Below are 24571 nucleotides of genomic sequence, written 5' to 3'. Positions count from 1 at the left end.
TAACCTCTTTTCACATCGCCGCAGGTTAGAAAACTTTTTTTAGGGGTACCCCATTCGATGATTAATAGGAGTTTTCGATTATGTCTGGACCACCGAAAACCCCGACCCATCTACGTTTGGTGAGGGGTAACCCATCAAAGCGCCCGATCAATGAGAACGAACCAAAACCCCCTTCAGGGGTACCCCCAACGCCGAAGCATTTCGATAAGCAGGGGAAATACTGGTTTAAACGGATGGCCGACGAGCTTGATGCTATCGGTGTGATGTCTCAGCTGGACGCCAGAGCCCTTGAGCTGCTTGTTGAGGCTTATACCGAATACCGGCATCACTGCGACACGCTTGAAGTTGAGGGCTACACCTACCGGACCGAAACGCAGAGCGGGGATGTGCTGATAAAGGCTCACCCGGCGGCCATCATGAAAGCTGATGCCTGGAAACGTCTGCGCGCCATGCTCGGTGAGTTTGGCATGACGCCAGCCAGCCGTTCTAAGGTTAATGCCAAAGGTCCTGATGCGGTTGATCCGCTGACCGAGTTTATGAATGCGAGGGATTAATGGCTAAGGTTGCAGAAGGCATCCGCTACGCCGAGAGGGTGGTGGCGGGGGAAATTATTGCCTGTGAGTATGTGCGCCTTGCCTGCCAGCGTTTTCTTGACGATCTGGCACATGGCGAAGAGCGCGGTATTTTCTTCAGTGAGCCGCGCGCGCAGCACATTCTGAATTTCTATAATTTTGTGCCTCACGTAAAAGGCGCGCTGGCAGGCCAGCCTATCGAGCTGATGGACTGGCATGTTTTTATCCTGATTAATATTTTTGGTTTTGTTATCCCACTGGTTAACGAAGAAACGGGAGAAACCGTCCTGCGTAACGACGGCAGCGGTCGGCCGGTGATGGTTCGGCGTTTCCGTACAGCAGATGTTGAGGTGGCCCGTAAAAATGCCAAATCAACGCTTTGCTCCGGTGTGGGGCTTTATATGGCTGGCGCAGACGGCGAAGGCGGAGCGGAGGTTTATTCCGCTGCAACCACCCGTGACCAGGCGCGAATTGTTTTTGAAGACGCGAAAAATATGGTCAAGAAGGCGAAAGCCACTCTTGGGCGGATTTTCGAATTCAACAAGCTCGCTATCTACCAAGAGCAAACGGCCTCCAAATTCGAGCCTTTATCATCAGATGCGAACAACCTCGACGGCCTGAACATTCATTGCGCCATCGTCGACGAGCTGCATGCTCATAAAACCCGTGACGTCTGGGACGTTCTTGAGACGGCCACCGGCGCGCGCCTGCAATCTCTGCTTTTCGGTATCACCACCGCCGGCTTCAACAAAGAAGGTATCTGTTACGAACTACGCGATTACGCAATCAAGGTCCTGCGCGGCCTGGTTAAAGACGATACGTTTTTTGCCATCATCTACACCTTAGATGAAGGTGACGATCCCTTCGATGAAAAAGTCTGGCAGAAGGCGAATCCGGGGCTGGGTATCTGTAAGCGTTGGGATGACCTGCGCCGCCTGGCTAAAAAGGCGAAAGAGCAGGTTTCGGCCAGGATTAACTTTTTCACCAAACACATGAATATCTGGGTTACCGCTGAGTCTGCCTGGATGGACATGATGAAATGGGAAAAATGCGAGTTTATCGCCCCGCAGCACGAACTTAAAACCTATCCCTCCTGGGTGGGCGTTGACCTTTCAAACAAAATTGATATCTGTGCAGCCGCTAAAGTCTGGCGCGCGCCAGGTGGCCACGTTCATGCGGATTTTAAATTCTGGCTGCCGGAGGGACGCCTTGAGAAGTGTTCCCGCCAGATGGCAGAGCTCTATCGTAAGTGGGCCGAGATGGACAAGCTGATCCTTACCGACGGGGATGTAATCGACCATGCTCAGATTAAGGAAGAGCTGCAGGTGTGGGTTGCTGGCGAGAGTCTGAAAGAAATTGGCTTCGACCCGTGGAGTGCGACGCAGTTCAGCCTTGCGCTGGCAGAAGAAGGGCTGCCGCTGGTGGAAGTGCCGCAGACGGTTCGCAATTTCTCTGAGGCGATGAAAGAGGTCGAAGCACTGGTATACGGTGGCCGCTTCCATCACAGCGATCACCCGGTAATGAACTGGATGATGTCCAACGTAACCGTCAAACCTGACCGGAACGAGAACATTTTCCCGAACAAGTCCACACCAGAGGCCAAGATTGATGGCCCGGCGGCATTGTTCACAGCAATGAGCCGCGTTCTGGTTAACGGCGGCAACGACCAGCAGGATCTCTCCGGATTCTTCAATAATCCCATCATGGTAGGTTTCTGATGAAAAAAAACAAACAGCCAGGCAGGGTGAAAAGCGCTCTGCTTAACTGGCTTGGGGTGCCTATCAGCCTGACTACCGGCACGTTCTGGGAGGAATGGTTTGGCACCAGCAGTAGCGGAAAGGTGGTCACGGCCGATAAAGCCATCCAGCTATCTGCTGTGTGGGCATGCGTAAGACTGTTAAGCGAGTCTATTTCAACCCTTCCGCTGAAAATATACGTTCGACAGCCTGACGGTTCGCGTAAAGCAGCAACCGATCATCCGGCCTATTCGATACTGTGCCGACGACCCAATTTAGAAATGACACCATCACGCTTTATGTTGATGGTTGTCGCCAGTATTTGCCTGCGCGGGAACGCCTTCATTGAGAAGAAATTCATCGCAAACCGCCTGGTTTCGCTGGTGCCTTTGCTTCCGCAGAACATGGTGGTTAAACGTCTCACTACCGGGGCGCTGGAATACAAATACACTGAAAATGGTAACGAGCGCGTCATTCCCGTCAAAAACATCATGCACATTCGCGGGTTTGGTCTGGACGGTGTTTGCGGCATGATGCCGATGAAAACAGGCCGGGATGTGTTCGGTTCTGCAATGGCGGTTGAGGAGTCTGCTGCAAAGATATTTGAACAGGGGCTTCAGAGTTCAGGTTTTCTCTCCGCTGATAATGCGCTGTCTGACGAACAACGTGAAAGACTTCGCAGCTACATGGCTGCATTTACCGGCTCAAAAAACGCCGGGAAAATAATGGTACTTGAAGGCGGATTGAAGTATCAGGGCGTCACCATGAATCCGGAAGACGCCCAGATGCTGGAAAGCCGCTCTTTCAGTATTGAGGAAATCTGTCGCTGGTTTCGCGTTCCACCTTTCATGGTCGGTCATACCACGAAGCAAAGCAGCTGGGCATCCAGTCTGGAGGGCATGAACCTCCAGTTCCTGACGCATACCCTGCGTCCCCTGCTGGTGAACATCGAACAGGAAATTGGACGGTGCCTGCTGGACAGCGATGATGAGGTATTCGCGGAGTTCTCCGTAGAAGGACTGCTGCGTGCCGATAGTGCCGGTCGTGCTGCGTACTATACCAGCGCGCTCCAGAATGGGTGGATGTCCCGCAATGACGTGCGTCGCCTTGAAAATATGCCACCGATTGAAGGGGGCGACATTTACACCGTTCAGCTCAACCTGACGCAACTGAAAAATCTCGAAAGCAGCAATCCTGCTGTTCAGGCTCTGGCCTTGAGAGAATTGCATAACCACATATTCCCTGACATTTCCTTTGAACAATCTCCGCTGAAACAGGCCGCTTAGGAGCACTTTCCTGATGAGCAAAAAACAACTTCCGGTAGCACCGGCGGGTCGCCCCTGCGCGCGCGTTACCTGTGAAACATTACCGTCCGCACTGGACCGCTGGGACGGCGGGATCAAAGCGGCGGCCACCGACGATAACAGCATTTCTGTTTTTGATGTTATCGGACAGGACTACTGGGGCGAAGGGGTAACAGCTAAACGTATTGCCGGTGCGCTTCGGGCGATGAACGGCGCCGACGTCACGGTGAATATCAACTCACCGGGCGGCGACATGTTCGAAGGTCTGGCTATTTACAACCTGCTCCGCGAATACGAAGGCCGTGTAACGGTGAAGGTGCTGGGCATTGCCGCCAGCGCCGCCTCGATAATTGCGATGGCCGGGGATGATATTCAGATTGGCCGCGGTGCCTTCCTGATGATCCACAACTGCTGGGTATATGCGATGGGAAACCGCCATGATTTTGCAGAACTGGCACAGTCACTGGAACCCTTCGATACCGCTATGGCTGACATCTACGCGGCGCGCTCCGGCCTTGATATGGCCGCTGTGCAGAAGCTGATGGACGCGGAAAGCTATATCGGTGGCAGTGACGCTGTGGCGAAGGGACTGGCAGACAGCCTGCTTTCTGCTGATGCGGTCAGTGATGGCGATGAATCACCCGCGGCCGCGCTTCGCAAACTTGATGCGCTGCTGGCTAAAACCAACACCCCGCGCTCTGAGCGCAGAAAACTCATTAAAGCCTTATCCGGTGGCATGCCTGGCGCTGCCACCAATCCTGACGGTATGCCGGGCGCTACCGACCAAATAAACCCCGAAAACATTCAAACGCTTGAAAACGCGCTGGCCGCGTTCGGCAAATAAGGAATAAATATGTCTGATGTAAACGAATTGCTGAAAAAAGTTTCTGCGAAGCTGGAAGAAGTATCTGGTGAATTCAGCCAGAAGGCGGAAAAAGCGATTAACGAGGCTCAGGCCTCAGGCAAGCTTTCCGCAGAAACCAAAGAGTCGGTGGATAAAATTGCTACCGAATTTAATGCCCTTAACGGTGCGCATAAAACGTTGGCCGCTTCCCTGGGGGAGCTTGAGCAGCATGTGGCAAATATGCCGCTGAATGCCGCAAAGGAAGTTATTCAGTCCGTCGGTCAGCAGGTAGTTTCTGCTGACATGATGAAAGACATTCGCTCAAGCCTAGAAGGTAATAAACGTATTGCCGTGCCTGTTAAGGCGGCACTGACCACAGTGGATGTAGGTGGAACCATTGTCGCTCCGCAGCGCCTGCCCGGTATCGACACTACACCAAAGCAGCGTCTGTTCATCCGTGACCTTATCTCCCCGGGCCGCACGCAGTCCAACACCATTTATTACGTGAAACAGACAGGATTCACTAATAACGCCGCTGCTGTTCCGGAAAATACCACCAAACCTTACAGTGAAATTGAGTTCGCTGAAGAAACAACGCCCGTGCGCACCATTGCGCACATGTTCAAAGCATCCAAACAGATCTTGGACGATTTTGCACAGCTTCAGTCAACTATCGACGCTGAGATGCGCTACGGCCTGAAATATGCTGAAGAGCAGGAAATTCTATTCGGCGACGGCACCGGCGCACATCTGAAGGGCATCATTCCGCAGGCGACGGCGTTTAATCCGGCATTTGCGGTAGAGCGTGAAACAGGTATTGACCGCCTGCGTCTGGCGATGCTTCAGGCGCAACTGGCGCGCTTCCCTGCATCAGGACATGTGCTGCACTTCATCGACTGGGCCAAAATTGAGCTGACCAAAGATGAGCTTGGTCGTTACATCCTGGCGAACCCGGCGCAGCTCACTACGCCGACATTGTGGGCGCTGCCAGTGGTGGCGACTGAGACCGCGCAGTTTATCGGTAAGTTCCTTACGGGCGCATTTAATGCTGGTGCGCAACTGTTCGACCGTGAAGAAGCCAACGTGGTTATTTCAACCGAGAACGCCGACGATTTCGAGAAAAACATGATCTCGATTCGTTGCGAAGAGCGTGCGGCGCTGGCGGTATACCGTCCAGAAGCATTTGTCTGGGGCGACCTGTCCGGTGCTGGTAGCTAAAATCAATGGCGGCCTTCGGGCCGCTTTTTTTGGGGCAAACAAATGCTTGATCAGAATGTGGTGAAACAGCATTGCCGCATTGATACCGACTTTACGGGTGATGATGCTCTGCTGGAGATTTACACAGGCGCGGCGGCCCGGTACGTCCAGACATGGACAAGGCGAACGCTGTATGAGAATGAAAGCAGCCCTGGCTATTCAGACGACCCGGCCCCAATTCTACTGAATGATGATGTTAAGGCAGCCATGCTACTGCTTATCGGTCACTGGTATGCAAACCGGGAATCCGTGGCCATCGGGCAAACCGTTGCAGAGGTCCCGCTTGCTGTTGAAGCCTTGCTGCAGCCATACCGAATTTATGGGGTATAGGAGGACATTATGCAGGCCGGAAGACTGAGAGACAGGGTGGTAATTCAGAACATTACAACATCGCGTGATCCTTCTGGTCAGCCTGTTGAAACGTGGCATGACGGTGCAGAAACCTGGGCAGAAGTAAAAGGTATCAGTGGGCGAGAGCTGGTAGCCGCTGGTGCTGAAACCGCAGTCGCCACCATCAGGGTATGGACACGATTTCGTAGCGATATAACTGCTGCGTCCAGACTCAGGGTTATGACTGGCCCGTTCAAGGGGGCCATTTTGAATATTATTGGTCCGCCTATCCCTGATTCTCGTGGTATTCAGCTCGAAATTCTTTGTAAGCAGGGGATCGAAAAATGATAGACACGAGCCTCGATTTTTCTGGGTTAAATGATATCGCAAAGGACCTGGAGGCGCTTAGTCGCGCTGAAAACAACAAGGTTCTGCGTGATGCCACGCGCGCTGGCGCCGAAGTGCTTAAGGAAGAAGTGATCGCCCGCGCTCCGGTGCGTACAGGGAAACTGAAAAAAAATGTGGTGGTGGTGACCCAAAAAAGCCGCCGTCGCGGGGAGATTTCTTCCGGCGTCCATATTCGTGGCGTTAATCCGCGCACCGGAAACAGCGATAACACGATGAAGGCGAATAACCCGAGAAACGCCTTTTACTGGCGATTCGTTGAACTGGGCACCGCGAACATGCCTGCACATCCGTTTGTGCGACCCGCTTACGATACTCGCGAGGAAGAGGCCGCCAGCGTCGCCATTGCCAGGATGAATCAGGCTATTGATGAGGTATTGAGCAAGTGAATGAAGATAATATCTACGCCTTGCTTTCTTCCCTGGCAGAAGGACGGGTATACCCCTATGTTGCGCCATTAGGTAGTGACGGGAAACCGTCTGTCTCTCCACCCTGGATTATCTTTTCCATCGTCGATGATGTTTCCGCTGACGTACTGTGTGGCCAGGCAGAGAGCAGGGTTTCCGTTCAGGTCGATGTGTATTCCACTTCGATCGCTGAATCACGATCCCTGAGAGATTTGGTGCTCGCTTCGCTTGAGCCGTTAAACCCTACAGAGGTGGTAAAAATCCCCGGGTACGAGCCAGATTATCGGCTCTACCGTGCCACCCTGGATTTTAAAGTTACCCCCTGACAATTAATTCACCCAACGAACCCGCCTGATGGCGGGTTTTCTTTTTCCAGGAGACAGCTATGTCTGCACTTTATGAAAAATCGCAGCTGACGAAGATCCTTATTTCCTCCTTGCCAGCCACCAAAGAAACGATGGACTCCGCAACCTTCCTCGATTTGAGTTGCACCATCAAAGAAATTCAGTTCACCGGTGGTCAGAAGCAGGATATCGACGTAACAACGCTTTGCTCGACCGAGCAGGAGAACATTAACGGCCTGCCTTCTCCGTCAGAAATCTCTCTGTCCGGAAACTTCTACAAGAATCCGGCGCAGGACGCCTTGCGTGATGCGTATGACAACGATACGACCTACGCTTTCCAGGTAATCTTCCCTTCCGGCAAGGGCTTTAAGTTCCTGGCTGAAATCCGCCAGCACACCTGGTCTTCAGGTACCAACGGCGTAGTGGCGGCAACGTTCTCCCTGCGTCTGAAAGGTAAGCCTGAAAATATCGAGTCTGGCTCCTGAGAGGTCGCATGAAGAATATTAAAAATCTCGCCCTGGCTAAGATGTCGGGTTTCCGTCATAAGACGGTCGCCGTTCCTGAGTGGGAGGGCGTCAAAGTGGTTCTCCGTGAGCCGTCAGGTGAAGCCTGGCTGCGCTGGCAGGAAGTGGTGAAAGCGGGTGCTGATGATGAAAATGTGTCGGTATCGGAAAAGGCACACCGTAATCTTTGCGCTGACGTGGTGCTCTTCATTGACGTCCTGTGCGACACCGATAAGCAACCGGTATTCAGCGTAGACGAAGAAGAGCAGGTGCGTGAAATCTACGGCCCCGTCCATTCACGCCTGCTCAAGCAGGCGCTTGACCTGATCAACAACGCGGACGAAGCGCGGGAAAAGTCTCAACCCCCGGCGTAAAGTTTCTGATGTCGCTTGCGCTCCGGATGGGGCGCACGCTCTCAGAGCTTCGGCAGAATATGACGGCAAGCGAGCTTCTGATGTGGATTGAGTACGACAGGCAAAGTCCGGTTGGCGATATTCGTGGTGACATTCAGGCCGCCCAGCTCGTCTCTGCCATCTACGGTTCGCAGGGGGCAAAAGTACCGCTGGACGATGCGATCCTGCGCTGGGGTGGTGATGAGCAATCAGCACCGAAGGACCCGTTTGCTGGGCTTGAGGCTGCACTTACAGCTGCAACTCAGTGACAAATCTAGTACCTGGGTTTAGCATTAGCATGAATAATGCAATCAAGGTGCAAAAATGAAAAAGTTAATTATAGCCGTCATGTGTTTGTTTTTTATCAGCGCGTGCAAGCCTGAGAAAAATGATTTTATTAAAAATGGCGAAAACATCGTCAGAGAGAAATTAAATAACCCAGATGATGCTAAGTTTAACGCTGAATATTTTAAGTATGGTGATAATGCAGCATACGTTTGTGGTGATGTGACTTACAAAAAAAATAATGATGGCACAAGTTATCGTAATAAATTTTACGTCTATGTCGAGATTATTGATGGGAAATTAACAAGTAATGGTTCAGCAGTGGTGATTAAAGAGGACGACAAGGCATTTCTTGAGGTCTATAAGACGCTTTGCAGGTAGGGCAATTTTATTCAATACGAAGCTCGCTGTGTGCGAGCTTTTTTATTTGGTGAAAGCATGGCAACTCTTCGCGAACTGATAATCAAAATCTCTGCTAACTCCCAATCGTTCCAGTCGGAAATTTCCCGCGCCTCACGCATGGGGCAGGATTATTACCGAACCATGCAAAATGGTGGCCGCCAGGCGGCTGCCGCGTCCAGAGAAACTCAGAGAGCTTTGGCTGACTTAACGGGGCAACTTAATTCCGCTAAGGCATCTGCTGTTGGTCTTGCCGGAGCATTTGCAGGAGCATATGCCACCGGGCACCTTATTTCTTTAGCTGACGAGTGGAGTTCAGTTAACGCCAGGTTAAAGCAGGCATCACAATCTACAGATGATTTCAACGAGTCACAGCGCGCGCTGATGGAAATCAGTCAGCGAACCGGTACGGCATTTTCAGATAATGCCAGCCTCTTTGCGCGTTCAGCCGCTTCTATGCGTGAATATGGCTACAGTTCAGAAGAGGTTCTGAAGGTAACCGAGGCTATATCAACAGGGCTTAAGCTGTCAGGTGCAAGCTCGTCTGAGGCCAGTTCTGTAATCACGCAGTTCAGCCAGGCTCTGGCGCAGGGTGTTCTTCGTGGCGAGGAATTTAACTCCGTCAACGAAAACGGTGATCGCGTTATTCGCGCGCTGGCATCCGGCATGGGTGTCGCCAGGAAAGACTTAAAGGCTATGGCCGATCAGGGACAACTTACCGCCGATAAAGTTGTTCCGGCTTTAATCAGCCAGCTTGGGGCGTTACAGGATGAATATAGCGCGATGCCACAGACCGTTGCATCAGCAACGACCAAAATTGAAAACGCATTTCTGGCGTGGGTAGGTGGTGCAAATGAAGCCACTGGGGCGACAAGCGCGCTAACCGGGGCATTGAATGCGATTTCAGATAATATCAATACCGTTGCCTCTGCTGCTGGCGTGCTGGCGGCCATCGGAGGTTCAAGATTTATTGGCGGCATGATTGGCGATCTTGGAAGCCAGACGGCACAGTTGGTTGAAGCGAGGAAAAATGAAATAGCGCTCGCCGCCGCAAGGGCAAGTACAGCCACACAATCACAGCGCAAGGCCGCTGCCGATGCTATTGCTGCTGAGCGGGCTTACCAGCTTGCCCAGTCAGAACTTGTGCTGGCAAAGAATACTAATGCTGAGGCTACTGCCACTCAAAATGCCATATCCAAGCGCCGGGCAATGATTGCAGCAAATGCGGCACTGGTACAGTCAAACAGAGCCGTTGCAGCCTCTCAGCAGGCACTAAACTCTGCAACATCAGTGCTGGGGCTTGTAAAAACAGGCGCTACAGGCCTGCTGGGTCTTGTCGGCGGGTTGCCTGGGCTGTTGATGCTGGGGGCCGGTGCCTGGTACACGATGTATCAGAATCAGGAGCAGGCACGTCGTTCCGCCCAGGAGTATGCTGGTCAGATTGATGAAATCAGGCAAAAAACCTCAAAAATGTCTCTGACCGAGACGGATGAAAATCGTGGGCAAACCGTTGAGGCTCTCGTTGAACAAAATCGTTTGGTTGATGAGCAAGCCAAAAAGGTTGGTGAGCTGAAGAACCAGATCGACGATTTGAATGCATCGCGTGGAAAACCGGGCATTACCAGCGAGAACGATGCAAATATCCTTAAAGCAATAGCTATTGTTACGGATCAACTCGCTGTTGAAGAGGGAAAATTGAATGACATGCGAGATAAATCTCGCGGCATACAGCAGGCTCTCGAAGAAATTGAGCGGCGTCGTAATGATTTAATACGCGAACAAGCCTGGCGACAGAATGCGGTATATCAATCTATGATCATGATGAATGGTCAGCATACTGAATTTAACCGTCTACTGGGGCTGGGAAATCAGCTATTAATGGCTCGGCAAGGGCTGGCGAACGTCCCTCTCAGACTTCCTCAGGCCGACCTCGACAAAAAGCAAACCGATGCCCTCGAAAAGAGCCGTCGGGATCTGGAGTTGTCACGCCTGAAGGGTGAAGCAAAAGAGCGTCTGCGACTGAGTTATGCAGCCGATGACCTGGGGTTAACCAGTGATCCGCAATTCCAGACAGGCCGTCAGGAGTTGATTAATAACGGTCTTGCTGAATGGCGGAATAATGAGGCCAACAAACCTAAGGCGAAGGGCGGTAAAACCGAAGGCGAGAAAACCGAGGATGTGTATAAGCGCCTTATCAAGCAGCAAAAAGAGCAGATTGCCCTGCAAGGTCAGAATACTGAACTGGCGAAGGTTAAATATCAGGTCAGCCAGGGCGAACTTGCTTCTCTGACGGAAGCCCAGAAAAAGACGGTATTGCAGAATGCTGCGCTGATTGACCAGGTTAAATTACGTGAGCAACTGCGAAATTACGAAGCCAACCTTGCTGACAGTAACGCCAGCGCCCGCGCAGCCAATGAAGCGCAACTGCTGGGCTACGGGCAGGGCTCCAGGTTCCGTGAAAGACTTCAGGAGCAGTTCAATCTGCGTAAGGAGTTTGAGCAGAAGAATACCGATCTTCTCCGCCAGCGTCAGGCTGGTGAAATCGACGAGACGTTCTATCAGCAGGGGCTGGCACTTAATAAGCGCTACCTCGAAGAGCGCCTGCGCGACCAGGAGGGATATTACGCAGCTTCTGATGCGCAGCGTGACGACTGGATGACGGGACTGTCTGAGGGTTATGCGAACTGGGTGGACGAAGCTACTGATTATTCTTCCATGGCCGCTGACGGCATGAAGCAGGCCATGGGTGGCGCGGTCACCACGATCACCGACATGCTCAATGGCAACGTTGACAGCTGGAAGGACTGGGGCGTCAGCGTACTGAAGATTATCCAGAACGTCCTGGTGAATATGGCTGTTGCTAATGGCGTCAGCTCAATTGGATCACTGTTCAGTTTTGGCGCCTCGTCAGCCGCAACCGCCAGCAGCGGTACCGCTATTCAGAATGCCGGCGCGAACTTTACCTTTAATGCGAAGGGTAATGTTTACGACTCTCCGTCCCTGAGCGCTTACAGCAATGGTGTTTTTCAGACACCTCAACTGTTTGCTTTTGCTAAAGGCGCAGGGATTTTCGGCGAGGCAGGTCCTGAAGCAATCATGCCACTCACGCGGGCACCTAATGGTGATCTTGCTGTTCGCGCAGTAGGGATGCCGCAGGTCTCTGGCGGCGTGCCTTCAGTTAACTTCGGCGATATCAATATTCAGGGCGGATCATCCCAGGCGGCCAGTCAGGGTACTGCTGGAGCAGCAGGCAGGCAGCTTAAGGATGCCATCACTGGTGTCATTAACGAACAGGCCAGCATGCCGGGCTCGCCTCTGTGGCGATTAATCAAGGGAGTTTAACCATGGCAGTCGAAACCTTCAGCTGGTGCCCAAAGGTTGCCTCTCAGGTTGATACAAATTTTCGTACCCGAAAGGCACAGTTTGGCGATGGCTATGCGCAGGTGGCCGGGGACGGTATCAACCCGGTAACACCTCAGTGGAGCGTGAGCTTTACCGGTGACGAGGCTTACATTCAGGCCATTAAAAACTTTCTGAACAGACATGCAGGGTGGAAGTCATTTATCTGGAAGCCGCCGCTTGAGCCTTCAGGTTTATGGCGCGCGGAATCCTTCCAGATATCTACCCACGGCAACAAAAAATACACCCTCAGCAGCACATTCATACAGGCATACCATCCATGAGCATTTCATCTGATGTCCAGAAACTGGAACCGGGTAAACGCGTCCGTCTGATCGAGGTGGACGGCTCAGCTTTCGGTGCCGGTATTCTTCGCTTTCACAACGAGACAATCCCGCATACCGAGGCGGAAATCATCGCCGCAGGCGGCGACGAGTCAAAACTTGAGCCGAAGTCGGTGTGGTGGCAGGGGCAGGAGTATGGCGCGTGGCCGTATGAACTGACCGGCATATCTGTCAGCAGTGACGGCCAGAGTTCACGGCCGTCTCTCACCGTGGCAAACATCAGCGGCACGATTGGTGCGCTTTGCCGGCGATTTCAGGGTATGGCAAAAGCTAAGGTGATAATCCACGACACCTTCGCTCATTACCTTGACGCCAGAAACTTTTCTGATGGTAACCCAACCGCGAATCCCAATGAGGAACGCAAGCAGGTTTATTACATCGACAGAAAATCAGGCTCTGATGATGAAACAGTAGAGTTTGAGCTTTCCAGTCCTGCTGATCTTCGCGGGCAGTTAATCCCTACCCGGCAGATTCAGCCCATGTGTACGTGGTGTATGCGGGGCTGGTACAAAACCGGGAACGGCTGCACCTACGCCGGGCAAAATGGCTGGTTCGATAAAGACGGCAACCGGGTGGACGATCCTTCACAGGATGTTTGCTCCGGACTGCTGTCAACGGGCTGCAAACCTCGTTTCGGAGAGAATGAGCAACTGGATTATGGCGGGTTCCCTGGGGCTTCACTTCTGAGAGGATAATCATGCGCGAGAAAACAGTTAGCGCCATTCTGGCGCATGCCGCCGCATCCTTCCCTGAAGAGTGCTGTGGCGTGGTTATCCAGAAGGGGCGGGTGGAGAAGTACATCCCCTGCAAAAATAATGCTGAGTCGCCAACTGAGCAATTTGAACTCAATCCTGAGGATTATGCGGCCGCCGAAGAGCAGGGTACTGTGGTGGCGATCGTCCACAGTCACCCCGGCGACGGGGCAACAACCCAGCCGAGCGAGCTCGACATGCTGATGTGTGATGCCACGGAACTGCCCTGGATTATTGCATCGTGGCCGGAGGGCGACATTCGCACCGTCATGCCTCGCGGAGACCGACCCCTCACAGGGCGCCAGTTTGTACTCGGATATGCAGACTGCTGGTCTCTCATCATGGACTATTTCCGCATCGAACACGGCATTGAACTGCCCAACTACAGTGTAGATCGCCACTGGTGGGAGCAGGGTGAAAATCTCTATATGGATAACTGGCAGGAATGCGGTTTCCGTGAGTACGACGGTCCCGCTCAGCCCGGTGATATGGTTATCATGCAGGTTCAGTCCACCGTCCCGAACCATGCCGGGATTTTGCTTGATGGCAACATGCTACTGCATCACATGTATGGCCAGCTAAGCCAGCGTATTCCCTACGGTGGCTATTACCGTGACCGTACCATCAAAATTCTGCGTTATAAGGATTTGATGTAATGGAAAGAAAAACCATTATCAAACTCAGCGGCTCAATGGCTCAGCGATTCGGCAGGACACATCGCCGTGCACTAACGTCCGCCAGCGAAGTATTCAGAGCGCTTTCTAACACCATTGATGGCTTTGATGCTTACCTGCGCGAGACCAGAGCGAAAGGGCTGGATTTTGTCATCTTCCGAAACGAAATTAACATAGGCAAGGAAGAGTTTGATCTTCTTGGGCCTGGCGATGAGATCCGAATTATCCCTGTCATACGCGGTAGTAAAAGGGCGGGCCTCTTTCAAATTGTTACTGCCGCCGCAATTGCGGCCTTCACCTGGTGGAATCCAATAGGATGGGCAGCAAGCACACAAATGGCACTATATGCCGCAGCTGGTTCTATGGCCGTTGGCGGTGTAGTGCAAATGCTCTCTCCTCAGGTTTCAGGTCTGCGAATGCGTCAGGATCCTGATAACAAACCCTCCTATGCGTTTGGTGGTCCCGTTAACACGACGGCATCTGGAAATCCAGTCCCCCTGCTTTATGGGCAACGGGAAATTGGCGGCGCCATTATATCCGCCGGGGTTTATGCAGAAGATCAGCAATAAACCAAACCACGTACTGCAAGCCACCTGACGGTGGCTTTTTTATGGACGCGATATGACGACGACAATCATCAAAGGCCGCGGTAAAGGTGGCAGCAATCAGACCCGAACACCCGTTGAAGCACCGGACAGCATTCAGTCCATTGCAAGGGCAAAGGTGCTGATTGCGCTTGGAGAGGGTGAGTTCGCTGGCGGGCTTGATGGTAAAAACATTTTTCTTGGTGACTCATCTTCCTACACGCCTCTTCAGAACGCCGACGGAAGTTATAACTTCAATAATGTGAAATATGAGTTCCGTTCCGGTACTCAGGACCAGGACTACATTCAGGGCTTCCCCGGCATTGAAAACGAACTTCAGGTTTCATACGAGCTGAAACAGGCTGTGCCGTACGTGCGCGCGGTATCCAACACGCAGCTCTCTGCGCTGCGAATTCGCCTGGGATGGCCAACTCTTTTACTCCAGAAAAACAACGGTGATAAAGTCGGCACCCGCGTCGAGTATGCTATCGATCTGTCGGTCGATGGCGGGCCGTATGAAACGGTGGTTAACGGTGCTGTTGATGACAAAACCACGTCGCTTTATGAGCGCAGTCACCGCGTCAATCTTCCGAAAGCCTCGACTGGATGGCAGTTGCGGGTTCGCAGAATCACGCCGGATTCCACGAGCGTGAATATCGTCGACACCATGCGCGTTGTGGCCGTTACTGAAATTATTGACGCCAAACTTCGCTACGTTAACACAGCGCTGCTGTATGTAGAGTTTGACGCAAAGCAGTTCCCTAATGGCATTCCTCAGGTTGTTTGCAATCCGAAAGGGCGAATCATCCGTGTACCTGATACTTATGATCCCGAAACCCGCACTTATTCTGGTACATGGGAGGGCGTATTTAAATGGGCGTGGACGGATAACCCTGCCTGGATTTATTACGACATCATTCTGAACGAGCGCTTCGGGCTGGGTCAAAGAATCGATGCGACTCAGATAGACAAATGGGAACTTTATCGCATCGCCCAGTATTGCGATCAACTGGTACCAGACGGCAAGGGCGGCAGCGGGACGGAGCCTCGTTTTCGTTGCAACGTTTATATCCAGGACCGTAATGACGCCTGGACCGTACTTCGTGATCTGGCGGGTATATTTCGCGGCATGACGTACTGGGGCGACAATAAGATGTATGTCCTGGCCGATATGCCCCGGGATGTGTGGCACATCTACAACCACGCCAGCGTTGTTGAAGGAAAATTTACCTTTGCGGACCCGAGTGAAACCACCCGAAACACTGCCGCGCTGGTGAACTGGTCAGATCCTGCCAACCACTACAAAGATACGCCTGAGCCTGTTTACGATAGCGATCTGGCCATGCGCTTCGATTATCGTCAGCTCGAAATGACTGCGATCGGCTGCACCAGGCAGTCAGAGGCAAACCGGCGGGGGCGCTGGGCGTTGCTTACCAACGGTATCGGCGAGGTGGTGACCTTCAGCACAGGCATGGACGTCCCCCCTGTTGGTGAGGTGATCGGCGTGGCTGCTAACGAGCTGGCCGGAAGAACTATCGGCGGCAGGGTGAGTGCGGTTAACGGCCGCAACATAACCCTCGATCGCGCTGCTGATGTGAAAGCCGGTAACAGGCTGTTTTTGAATCTTCCGTCAGGCACAGCTCAGGCCAGAACCGTCCAGGCCGTTAACGGAAACACAGTCACTGTCACCACACCCTACAGCGAAACGCCGGAGGCTGAATGTAACTGGGGTGTGGACTCTGACGATCTGTTTATAGCGCTTTTCCGTGTTACGGGAACGCGGGACAACAACGACGGTACTTTCGAGGTCACCGGGACGACTTACAACCCTGATATCTATTCCGCTGTTGATACCGGCGCAAGACTGGACGAGCGGCCAGTCAGTGTCATTCCACCGGGGGTTCAGGCTCCCCCAGGAAATATTGTCGTAGACAGTTACTCTACGGTTAACCAGAACATTGCGATTACCACTATGCGCGTTGCCTGGGATTCTGTTCAGGGTGCAGTTGCTTACGAGGCGGAATGGCGGCGTGACAGCGGCAACTGGATTAGTGTGCCCCGAACGTCTTCTCTCGGCTTTGAAGTGCAGGGCATCTACTCGGGTCGCTATCTGGTCCGTGTCAGGGCGGTGAACGCCAGCGACGTTTCATCAGTATGGGCGACATCATCAGAAGTAAATCTTACGGGTAAAGTGGGCAATCCGCCGAAACCGGTCGGCTTCATCGCTTCTGATAATGTGGTTTTCGGTATCGAGCTGAGCTGGGGATTCCCGGCGAACACCGACGACACGCTGAAGACGGAAATTCAGTACAGCCTGACCGGGACGGAAGACGATGCGATGCTGCTGGCAGACGTACCCTATCCGCAGCGCAAATATCAGCAGATGGGCCTGAAGGCTGGGCAGATTTTCTGGTACCGCGCGCAGCTGGTGGACCGCAGCGGCAACGAATCAGGGTACACAGACTGGGTGCGCGGACAGGCGAGCATCGATGTATCCGATATCACCGATGCGATCCTGGAGGAGATTAAAGATTCCGAGGTATTTAAGGATCTGATTGAAAGTGCTGTAGACAGTAGCGAGAAACTGGCCGAGCTTTCTGATGCAATTAAGGAGAACGCCGATGGGCTGGCTGCAGCAGTAGGTTCGAATAAGCAGACAGCAGAAGCAATCATCGGAAACGCGCTGGCTATTGCCGATGTTGTCGTGCGCCAGACAGCCCAGCAGGGCGCTAACTCTGCGACATTCGAACAGCTCAGGGAGGTGATCGCCACTGAGACGGAAGCCCGCGTTACGGATGTTACTCGTCTTGAGGCGAAAACTGCCCAGAATGAAGCGGGTATTACTGATGTTCGCCAGGCGTTAGCAACGGAAACTGAAGCTCGCGCTTCTGCGGTAAGCCAATTGACTGCTGCCACGCAGAGCGCCTCTGATAAAGCTGATTCAGCAGCTGCTGTAGGTGCTCAGAATACAGCATCAATCACTGACCTTAGCCAGGTTGTCACAGACCTCGATTCCTCAATGGCATCACGCCTGGAAGAACTGGGAGCACAAACTGATAAGGCCAGCGGCGGTATTCAGAACAATGCTATCGCGCTGATCACCAGTACGCTCGCGCAGGTTAACCAGCGCAACCTCCTGAGCGTGCAATATGGCGATAACAAAGCCGGTATTGAGCGCGTTGATAACGTGATGGCTGATGCGAGCAAAGCAGTTACTGAATCGCTGAAAACGCTGGACTCCAGCGCAGGTGGTAACACCGCGAACGTGACGGATTTTGCCAAAACCATGGCGGACTTCTCTCAGGCATCTGCTACGCAAATCAATTCGCTAAAGGTCACGGTTAACGGTCAGTCAGCGGCAATTGTCACGAACGCTCAGGTGTCGGCAGATATCAATAACAACCTGAATGCGATGTACAGCATCAAGGTCGCTGTTGATTCTAATGGCAAACAGTACGCAGCAGGAATTGGCATTGGTGTTCAGAATACGCCGTCCGGCATGCAACCGCAGGTTCTGTTCCTTGCTGACCGCTTCGCTGTGATGAGTCAGGCTGGCGGCGCAGTTACTCTGCCTTTTGTCATCCAGAATGGGCAGACATTTATCCGGGATACGTTCATCCAGGACGGTACCATCAGCAACGCCAAGATCGGTAACTACATCCAGTCCAATGATTATGCGGCTGGCTCAAAGGGCTGGAGTATTCCCAAAAATGGCTCACCAGAGTTTAACAGTGGCACCTTCCGTGGGGCACTTTACGCCACAACGGGTAACTTTGGCTTCAGTGGACCGAACAAGGCGACTGTGATTGATAGCAATGGTGTCACTATCAACCTGACCGGAGGCGGCCGTATCGTACTTGGAGAATGGACATAATATGCCAAGAGGACTTTTGATTGACCTGAATGACGGTGGAAAGCGCATGGAGATAACTGCGGGCCTGAGATGCCCGTCGTTTGGTGCAAGCTTTGATACTGGCTACCAGAAATCAAAGTATGTGGATATTGCCGGTTATGTTTCAGGTGCGCAGGTGCTGTTTATACCGCATGCGACTGCCTATGTTGATGCGGGGCTGTGGCATAAAATGAATTCCATCACCATCTCTGGTGGCAGGGTTACGCAGAATTCGAGAATGCAGGCTCTGGGCATTAGTGAAAGAGATAGCACCTATACGTTTCCCGGTAGTGTCTGGCAGATATTTCCGACAGGTCAGCGAAGCGGGGTGGGCCTGCTTATCAGCGACAGTACTGACTTCACCTCGATAACCAATGCCACGCAGTCAGGGCAGTGTATCTGGAAGGGTACCGTTAATGTTCCGACCGGGGGGTGGGCGGTTCCCACGATAGCAGGATACGACAAGTCGAAGTATGTCGTTTTCGGGCGCTGTAACAGTGGTAACACGATTGACTTCGACGGTAACACGGTCAGGTTCTTCAGCCCTCCGTCCACGAACGATGACGCTCCCGCGACCGGCACGATAGACATCGTTATCTTCGCCAGTGGTGTAGCGCCGCAGGCTGGTATCGGCCTCAATATTTTCAATGCTGCAGGGGCCTGTACCTTTTCAACCACAAAACGACCTTTCGTATACCTCAATCAACTCTGGTCGCCTTCTAAAAGCGCTGTGAACATAGGCAGCGGGTATGTTCCGCTGGGCAGGTTTGGGTTAATGACCCATGAGGTTAACGGGGTATATGTGTATCGAATGTTCGGTATAAAAATTCAGAATGGTTACGCTTCAGTTCAGGGAGGCAAGTATCTCGGGCGCGAACAATATGCCATTTTTGGTAATGACACGGTAACGCCCCTCAGTCTTCCCGTTCTTCCCGATATGTACGTCTGAAAAATATCACCATTTAAATGCACCCTCGCTCCGGCGGGGGTTTTTATTTCCTGGAGAAAATATGATTTATACCACTGGCACTATTGCCATCAGCGGAAACACCCTTACAGGTACCGGCACAAACTTCACTGCAGCTGGCTCACTTATTCGTAACGGCTGCACTGTTATCGCCCTGACCAGTCCGGCGCAGGTTTTTCAGATTACCGCGATTGGAAGCGCAACCTCTCTTACCGTTACGCCCGCTGCTAACCCTGCCGTACCTTCTGGAACTAAATACGCCATTCTTCTGAGCGACAGCCTGAGCGTTGACGGCCTGGCACAGGATATTGCTGAAACCTTCACGATGTACCAGCGCTACATGAGCGGGTTCGCTGATGTGATGAACGGTACTACAGACGTCACCATCACGATTAACGGCGTGGCCGTCACAGTACCGGGTCAGAAATCACTGGCGAAGAAAGGGGCTAACAGCGATATAACCAGCCTAAGCGGCCTGACTACCGCGCTCAGTATCAGCCAGGGCGGGACAGGTGCAACGAACGCTGCAGGCGTTCGCACAAACCTCGGTTTGGGCAACGTAGCCACTCTTAATACTGGCGAGTCTCGTGAAAACGTTGTTACGGTAGGTTCTTCTGGTATTGGAGGCAACAGTATCGGAACTGGGTCTGAAAACATCAATACGTTTGCCGGTAAAACCTGTTTCTGGACTGGGCAAGGTAGCGGACCGATCTCCGGTGTTGTTTTTGGTTTTACAGTAACCCACTCCACACAGTTATCCGCTTATAATACACAGGTTGCATTCAGAGGCGGGCGTTCTTACCTTCGGGCTCTGGAAGGTGGAACCTATACAAGCTGGTATGAAAATTACTCAACCGCCAACACCACAAAAGCCAGTGATGGAACGCTTAAAGCAGCATCGCCGGTGGCTCGTATCGTCAAATCTAAGGAAGATAGCCAGCGTACTGATGTGGCAGAAGAAGGTTTCACCTGGTGCGGATGCGGAACGGCTAACGAAGAAGCGGAGGGCATCAAAATTACCCGTTTTGATGTTGGTGTTTATGTACTTACGGGTTCAGCGGGCCTGGCATCTGAGGGGTGGCAACTTCTTCCACCGATGGACCCAGGCGGAATGGGTGAGTTGGGTGTGGTTGAGGCAGAGCAAACGGAAAGCGGCGGCCTGACAATTCGTCTATTTAAACGCAAGTACATGCTTAGCGATGATGGTGAGATCGTTAAAACAAAAGGTGAGCCGATGGACGTACCAGACAACAGCTGGATAGACGTGCGCCTTGATATGCCAGATGACAGCATTTGGAACATGCATGCTAAGTCTTCTCATGAAGATCAAAACATTATCCAGAATAAATAATTGATAGTCTTTTCCTGACTTGATCCCTCCGCAATAAACAATGATACTGTATGCATATACAGTTACTTGTTGGGGGGATCATGCCTCGTCAATCTGACATCCAAACCGCTTTCAGTGCGGCCATACAACTAAATCCTAAAGGGTACCGCTACTTGAGAACAGACAGTTTTGTCACAAAGCTGCGAGAGAAGAGCTGGCACTTCAGCAGGGAAGATGCAAATGCATGGATTGAACGTTACCAGCCTGACTTCGCAGATAAGACTACAGACGGTAGCGATAACCGATATTGGATCCTGCGTAACATGGGGAGGATTTTCTAATGGGCTTTCCTTCACCTGCCATGGACTATCAGGAACAAAGATTAACTATCGACCTTCTATGCGGGATTGATGGAAACTGCCGGGTAATTGAAACGTCAAGCGGATGGGCTGTAATTAACGTTGCATTGAAGCCAGAGCAAGGGGATACGTTACTTGTAAGAATCGATAACAGTAACGAGTTCGCGAAGCTCTACGGTGAGGCATTGATAACTGAAGATGGGGAATCAATAGAAGGTGACGCGCTAGATGGGGTTGAGGTTTTTGGGGTGCTTACACACAGCCTAAACAGAGTTGTTAATGATAACTGTCCGGCAATTTAAGGAGCGGTTTAACCACCTTTTCACCACAGTTTCACCATTTTGATTTTACATAAATAAAAAAACCAGCCATAGCTGGCTGGTTTAAAGAGTATTTTTGGTCGGCACGAGAGGATTTGAACCTCCGACCCCCGACACCCCATGTCACCTGTGTAAAATGCCTCTAAGCCGCGCCATTACTGGCTTGCACATCATTCGACTGTATAAGCAAACAGTGAAATTTACGCATTATCTGCACTATACACATCAATGACTTAAGGTGTGGTTTCGCCATTGGTTATCCTGCCTTGATCTCACCATGTGGAACCATAACCCAGTCGATATGATTACTGGTATATATCTTCGTTGATTTGGCATCACTATGAGCCATCCTGCCCTGAGGGTCGATACCCTGGCTATCAAACAAGTGAGCGGCAAGTGCCCTGATCTCATGAAAGGTTGGACGCTCATCCATTGGAAGATGATCACACAACCCAAGTTTGTCACGCAGTGCAGAGAACGAACGGCTAAGATAATCTGGCGCTACCTGAGTAGGGTGCGAAACCTCTTTACTGCGCTTGTTATTTCGTTCTGGTATCCGGTGAACAACATACGGACTGGCAACACTATCCCGGCTATCGTCAATAATCCTCTTCAATTCCTCTCCAATTGGGATCGCTACGTGCGATGCTTCTTTCTTTTGCACCTTCTGGCGGTGAATGTACAAAGTTCCGTATATTCCGTTTTCAGGTTGGTCTAACCATACACATCCACAAACGCCGTTCTTCGGTTCTCTTATCGAATATTTTATTCTTGAAACTTCGAGACGAGCATGTGTCGTTTGAAGGGCAAGGTCCATTGCGGTTCTTAACCATGGTTCTGCTGCGTTTCTAATAGCAATAAAGTTATCCAGCGCGAGCCGCTTGCGCTTCTTCTCTTCAACGCGGCGCATTTTTTTACGTGCTGCCGGGTTATCCATCATTAATGATTCGTCAACAGCATAAGAGAACAGTTTTTTTAGAAAGCTCACTTTCCTGTTTTGAACGTTAGCTGATGCATCAGCATGGTAGCGGTTAATAAACTGGTTAACATGCTCAAGCTCAATGTCACAAGCAGGGATGTCGATAAAAAATTCCTTAACCCTTATAGCGTCATTATTCCAGTCGTCCAAGGTACTTTGTGATGGTTTTTCATCGGCAACGGCACGCGCCATAATGCGATCAACATGGTGGCTGAATGGTTGCGCTTCTCCATTAAGTCCGCCTGAGTCTCTGATTAGACTTTCAACGGATGGGACCGTTTCAGGCCTCATTCTGAGGTTATATTCTTTGGCAATGGCGATTGCCATTACGCGATCAGTTCCAATGCTTTTACGTTTCCCGGTTATAAGCGTAAAGCGATATTGTCCGGTGGCTTTATCATAAAGCAGGAAGTCAGGGAGATTGCGGTTTTCCCTTTTACGTGGTCTTGCGGCCATGTTAATCCTCTTGAATTAACTGACGAACTCTTTCACTGACCATTGAGTCAACGCCCCATTTTTCTGAGGAACTTACAAGGATCGTTCCATCTACGATGCGACCCTGAAGCTTACCGTTTTCAATCCAGCGTTTAATAGTTCTGTTATCTGGAACAGAGCCTGGTTCAAACTCTCGCTTACCCCACAGACTCGCCTTCATCAACTTGGCCATGGCTATTCTCCACTTAACCGGCTGCACCCGGCTATCTCTTAAAGAAAATGCATGATGAACAACCACCACGGAGCCCATCATTGCAGGTACGACATCTTTTTGTTTCGGTGTAATAGAGCTGGTGGAGCATCTCCTTTGGCATCAGAACAGGCATCGGTACGCGGATAACCAGCTTTTTTAGCCTGTCTATTTCCCCGGCCAGCTCCAGCAGGCGGGCGCGGCAATCCTCAGCCTCTTCACGCCACCAGGCGACATCTGCTTTAAGGCGGCGCAAGCGCCGCTGTTTGAGTTTGCTCACCATGGCAGCCACCCAATTTGCTGAAGTGCGCCGATTGCCAGCAGTACGAACATTACTGCGTCGAATGGGTTAGGCATGGATGTCACCATCTTTTCGGTATGAATGACCAGGCGCAAGGCAGTGAGTTTTGTTTGCGTTAAATTTCCAGCCTCGCTTCTTGGCCGCCCTGAAACACTCCGTAAAATTGTCGCCAATTAGCCGCTTAAACCCGCGCTCTTCCGTTCTGTAATCAGGATCGCCCATGTAGGACTGGCACTTTTGGCAGTCACAGGTGAGGTCAAGGGTATATCCTCCAGTAACCATCACTTCACCTCCTGCTGTGGTGCTGCTTTGATATGCTGTCTCGGCTCTCCGTCTTTCGGCTCTGGCCACTGGCGCGCCATATTCACCTTCAGCTTTTCTTCCATCGCTGCTGTAATTTCAACATCGCTGATACCGGCGCGGCGCTGGGCATCCCATAGCAGGAATTGCATATCAGCCCACTCGCTGAGGTCTTCAGGTTCCGCCGCTGCTTCCAGCGCTTCTTTGCTGAGGTGTTTAAGCGGTCCAACAGGACCAACATCGCCGAACGTAGCCTGTGACCACTCAGCATGGCGCTGACGGATGAGATTGCGTAACTGCAAAGATGAGCCTTTCTCATCCGTAATCACCGGAGAGTTGCCATCGGCACCCTGAAGCATGGCGGCGCGGCTACCATTAACCATCTTCACACCCAGGCGGATATCGTCCAGCTGAAGGTCGCCGTTAATTTCTGCATGCCGGAAAGCGATAGACAGGAACTCCATGCACTGCTCGTTTGTCCATTCCGGCACAGCCTCCGCTTCGAGCGATGCCAGCGCGATACGCGCCAGCTCCATTTGTTCGCCACGGGTTAAGCCGTTATCGAGAGGGTTTTTAATGAATTCCGCAACGCGCTCTTTGGTAATAGTGCTCATGGGTTAGTCCTCATCCACTTTAACGCCATCTTTCAGCGTGATGCCGTGCCAATCATCAGCCCAGCTGGTAAATCCTGTAGCATCAATGCTCGGCATGTAGACGCTTGCGGTGTGATAGCCCGTGTCGTTATCAATGTAGGCAACGTGCTCGCCGTTGTAGGCGCTCAGCGTGTCCAAAACGCTATAGAACTTACCTCCGGCTGCTCGGAAATCCTTCACTGCTTTCTCAAGGCGCTTCCACGCCTTTTCTTGTTCTGGCGTCAGGTCGATTAATTCCTGCAAAGTAGCCATGC

27 protein-coding genes and 1 pseudogene are annotated in these 24571 nt (G+C 51.9%); 23 read left to right on the top strand and 5 right to left on the bottom strand.

Annotated elements, in window-relative coordinates; genetic code table 11:
* Positions 1–80 precede the first annotated feature (80 nt).
* The 23 genes and pseudogenes from HV242_RS15730 to HV242_RS15625 all read left to right on the top strand — a co-directional run bounded on the left by HV242_RS15730 (position 81) and on the right by HV242_RS15625 (position 21381).
* Positions 81–554 (top strand): phage terminase small subunit P27 family, encoded by a 474-nt coding sequence (locus tag HV242_RS15730; RefSeq protein ID WP_058679251.1) that lies wholly within the window; start codon positions 81–83, stop codon positions 552–554.
* The gene (locus HV242_RS15725; protein ID WP_042889604.1) at positions 554–2290 is read left to right on the top strand and encodes a terminase large subunit; all 1737 of its coding nucleotides are present in this window, start codon (positions 554–556) and stop codon (positions 2288–2290) included. Before HV242_RS15730 ends, HV242_RS15725 begins: the two co-directional genes overlap by 1 nt.
* Positions 2290–3594, top strand: coding sequence for a phage portal protein (locus HV242_RS15720; protein WP_155027458.1), 1305 nt, complete (start codon positions 2290–2292; stop codon positions 3592–3594). The genes HV242_RS15725 and HV242_RS15720 overlap by 1 nt, the downstream gene beginning before the upstream one ends.
* A gap of 13 nt (positions 3595–3607) precedes the next feature.
* The gene (locus HV242_RS15715; protein ID WP_155027459.1) at positions 3608–4456 is read left to right on the top strand and encodes a head maturation protease, ClpP-related; all 849 of its coding nucleotides are present in this window, start codon (positions 3608–3610) and stop codon (positions 4454–4456) included.
* A 9-nt stretch (positions 4457–4465) separates the two neighbouring features.
* A complete protein-coding gene (locus HV242_RS15710; RefSeq protein WP_181240820.1) occupies positions 4466–5674 on the top strand; it encodes a phage major capsid protein in 1209 nt (402 codons plus the stop codon).
* A 42-nt stretch (positions 5675–5716) separates the two neighbouring features.
* Positions 5717–6043, top strand: a complete 327-nt coding sequence (locus HV242_RS15705) for a head-tail connector protein (protein ID WP_155027461.1) — start codon at positions 5717–5719, stop codon at positions 6041–6043.
* 9 nt (positions 6044–6052) lie between these two features.
* On the top strand, positions 6053–6391 hold the full coding sequence (locus tag HV242_RS15700) for a phage head closure protein (RefSeq protein WP_063159279.1): 339 nt from the start codon (positions 6053–6055) through the stop codon (positions 6389–6391).
* Positions 6388–6837, top strand: a complete 450-nt coding sequence (locus HV242_RS15695; protein WP_044703926.1) for an HK97-gp10 family putative phage morphogenesis protein — start codon at positions 6388–6390, stop codon at positions 6835–6837. The genes HV242_RS15700 and HV242_RS15695 overlap by 4 nt, the downstream gene beginning before the upstream one ends.
* Positions 6834–7181: a tail completion protein gp17 gene (gp17, locus tag HV242_RS15690; protein WP_155027462.1), complete on the top strand. Its 348-nt coding sequence runs from the start codon at positions 6834–6836 to the stop codon at positions 7179–7181. Before HV242_RS15695 ends, gp17 begins: the two co-directional genes overlap by 4 nt.
* Positions 7182–7240: 59 nt before the next feature.
* Positions 7241–7660 (top strand): annotated as a pseudogene (locus HV242_RS15685) (phage tail tube protein); the annotation flags it as partial.
* A gap of 32 nt (positions 7661–7692) precedes the next feature.
* Entirely contained in the window at positions 7693–8076 is a 384-nt protein-coding gene (locus HV242_RS15680) for a phage tail assembly chaperone (RefSeq protein WP_001549114.1), read from the top strand.
* Positions 8077–8084: 8 nt separating this feature from the next.
* A complete protein-coding gene (locus tag HV242_RS15675; RefSeq protein WP_023305929.1) occupies positions 8085–8363 on the top strand; it encodes a phage tail assembly protein T in 279 nt (92 codons plus the stop codon).
* Between the two features lie 55 nt (positions 8364–8418).
* On the top strand, positions 8419–8760 hold the full coding sequence (locus HV242_RS15670; protein ID WP_032668789.1) for a hypothetical protein: 342 nt from the start codon (positions 8419–8421) through the stop codon (positions 8758–8760).
* Positions 8761–8817: 57 nt separating this feature from the next.
* On the top strand, positions 8818–12120 hold the full coding sequence (locus tag HV242_RS15665) for a phage tail tape measure protein (protein ID WP_155027467.1): 3303 nt from the start codon (positions 8818–8820) through the stop codon (positions 12118–12120).
* Between the two features lie 2 nt (positions 12121–12122).
* On the top strand, positions 12123–12461 hold the full coding sequence (locus HV242_RS15660) for a phage tail protein (RefSeq protein WP_022650857.1): 339 nt from the start codon (positions 12123–12125) through the stop codon (positions 12459–12461).
* Entirely contained in the window at positions 12458–13216 is a 759-nt protein-coding gene (locus tag HV242_RS15655; protein ID WP_032636940.1) for a phage minor tail protein L, read from the top strand. The genes HV242_RS15660 and HV242_RS15655 overlap by 4 nt, the downstream gene beginning before the upstream one ends.
* A gap of 2 nt (positions 13217–13218) precedes the next feature.
* Positions 13219–13929: a C40 family peptidase gene (locus HV242_RS15650; RefSeq protein ID WP_032636939.1), complete on the top strand. Its 711-nt coding sequence runs from the start codon at positions 13219–13221 to the stop codon at positions 13927–13929.
* Positions 13929–14516 (top strand): tail assembly protein, encoded by a 588-nt coding sequence (locus HV242_RS15645; protein WP_155027463.1) that lies wholly within the window; start codon positions 13929–13931, stop codon positions 14514–14516. The genes HV242_RS15650 and HV242_RS15645 overlap by 1 nt, the downstream gene beginning before the upstream one ends.
* A 52-nt stretch (positions 14517–14568) precedes the next feature.
* On the top strand, positions 14569–18405 hold the full coding sequence (locus HV242_RS15640) for a TipJ family phage tail tip protein (protein ID WP_155027464.1): 3837 nt from the start codon (positions 14569–14571) through the stop codon (positions 18403–18405).
* Position 18406: 1 nt separating this feature from the next.
* Positions 18407–19372 (top strand): DUF6453 family protein, encoded by a 966-nt coding sequence (locus HV242_RS15635; protein ID WP_155027465.1) that lies wholly within the window; start codon positions 18407–18409, stop codon positions 19370–19372.
* 61 nt (positions 19373–19433) lie between these two features.
* Positions 19434–20741, top strand: a complete 1308-nt coding sequence (locus HV242_RS15630) for a phage tail fiber protein (RefSeq protein ID WP_181616788.1) — start codon at positions 19434–19436, stop codon at positions 20739–20741.
* 80 nt (positions 20742–20821) lie between these two features.
* On the top strand, positions 20822–21061 hold the full coding sequence (locus tag HV242_RS24310; RefSeq protein WP_155027420.1) for a hypothetical protein: 240 nt from the start codon (positions 20822–20824) through the stop codon (positions 21059–21061).
* The gene (locus tag HV242_RS15625; RefSeq protein ID WP_155027416.1) at positions 21061–21381 is read left to right on the top strand and encodes a hypothetical protein; all 321 of its coding nucleotides are present in this window, start codon (positions 21061–21063) and stop codon (positions 21379–21381) included. Before HV242_RS24310 ends, HV242_RS15625 begins: the two co-directional genes overlap by 1 nt.
* Before the next feature lie 274 nt (positions 21382–21655).
* Here HV242_RS15625 and HV242_RS15620 read toward each other — a convergent pair whose 3' ends face one another.
* From HV242_RS15620 to HV242_RS15600, 5 genes are all read right to left on the bottom strand, one after another.
* Positions 21656–22834 carry a phage integrase Arm DNA-binding domain-containing protein gene (locus HV242_RS15620; protein ID WP_181616787.1) on the bottom strand — a complete coding sequence of 393 codons (1179 nt, stop codon included), beginning with the start codon at positions 22832–22834 and terminating at the stop codon, positions 21656–21658.
* A 1-nt stretch (position 22835) separates the two neighbouring features.
* Positions 22836–23045: a hypothetical protein gene (locus HV242_RS15615; RefSeq protein WP_180251493.1), complete on the bottom strand. Its 210-nt coding sequence runs from the start codon at positions 23043–23045 to the stop codon at positions 22836–22838.
* Positions 23046–23076: 31 nt separating this feature from the next.
* The gene (locus HV242_RS15610) at positions 23077–23346 is read right to left on the bottom strand and encodes a hypothetical protein (RefSeq protein WP_181616786.1); all 270 of its coding nucleotides are present in this window, start codon (positions 23344–23346) and stop codon (positions 23077–23079) included.
* Between the two features lie 299 nt (positions 23347–23645).
* On the bottom strand, positions 23646–24278 hold the full coding sequence (locus HV242_RS24305) for a dATP/dGTP pyrophosphohydrolase domain-containing protein (RefSeq protein ID WP_249417847.1): 633 nt from the start codon (positions 24276–24278) through the stop codon (positions 23646–23648).
* Positions 24279–24281: 3 nt separating this feature from the next.
* Positions 24282–24569 carry a hypothetical protein gene (locus HV242_RS15600; protein WP_181616785.1) on the bottom strand — a complete coding sequence of 96 codons (288 nt, stop codon included), beginning with the start codon at positions 24567–24569 and terminating at the stop codon, positions 24282–24284.
* Positions 24570–24571: the final 2 nt, after the last annotated feature.

Origin of the sequence: Enterobacter sp. RHBSTW-00593, from assembly GCF_013784105.1 — a bacterium.
Classification (GTDB): domain Bacteria; phylum Pseudomonadota; class Gammaproteobacteria; order Enterobacterales; family Enterobacteriaceae; genus Enterobacter; species Enterobacter ludwigii.
Note: the sequence above shows the minus strand (reverse complement) of the source record. Positions and strands in the feature narration are given on the sequence as shown.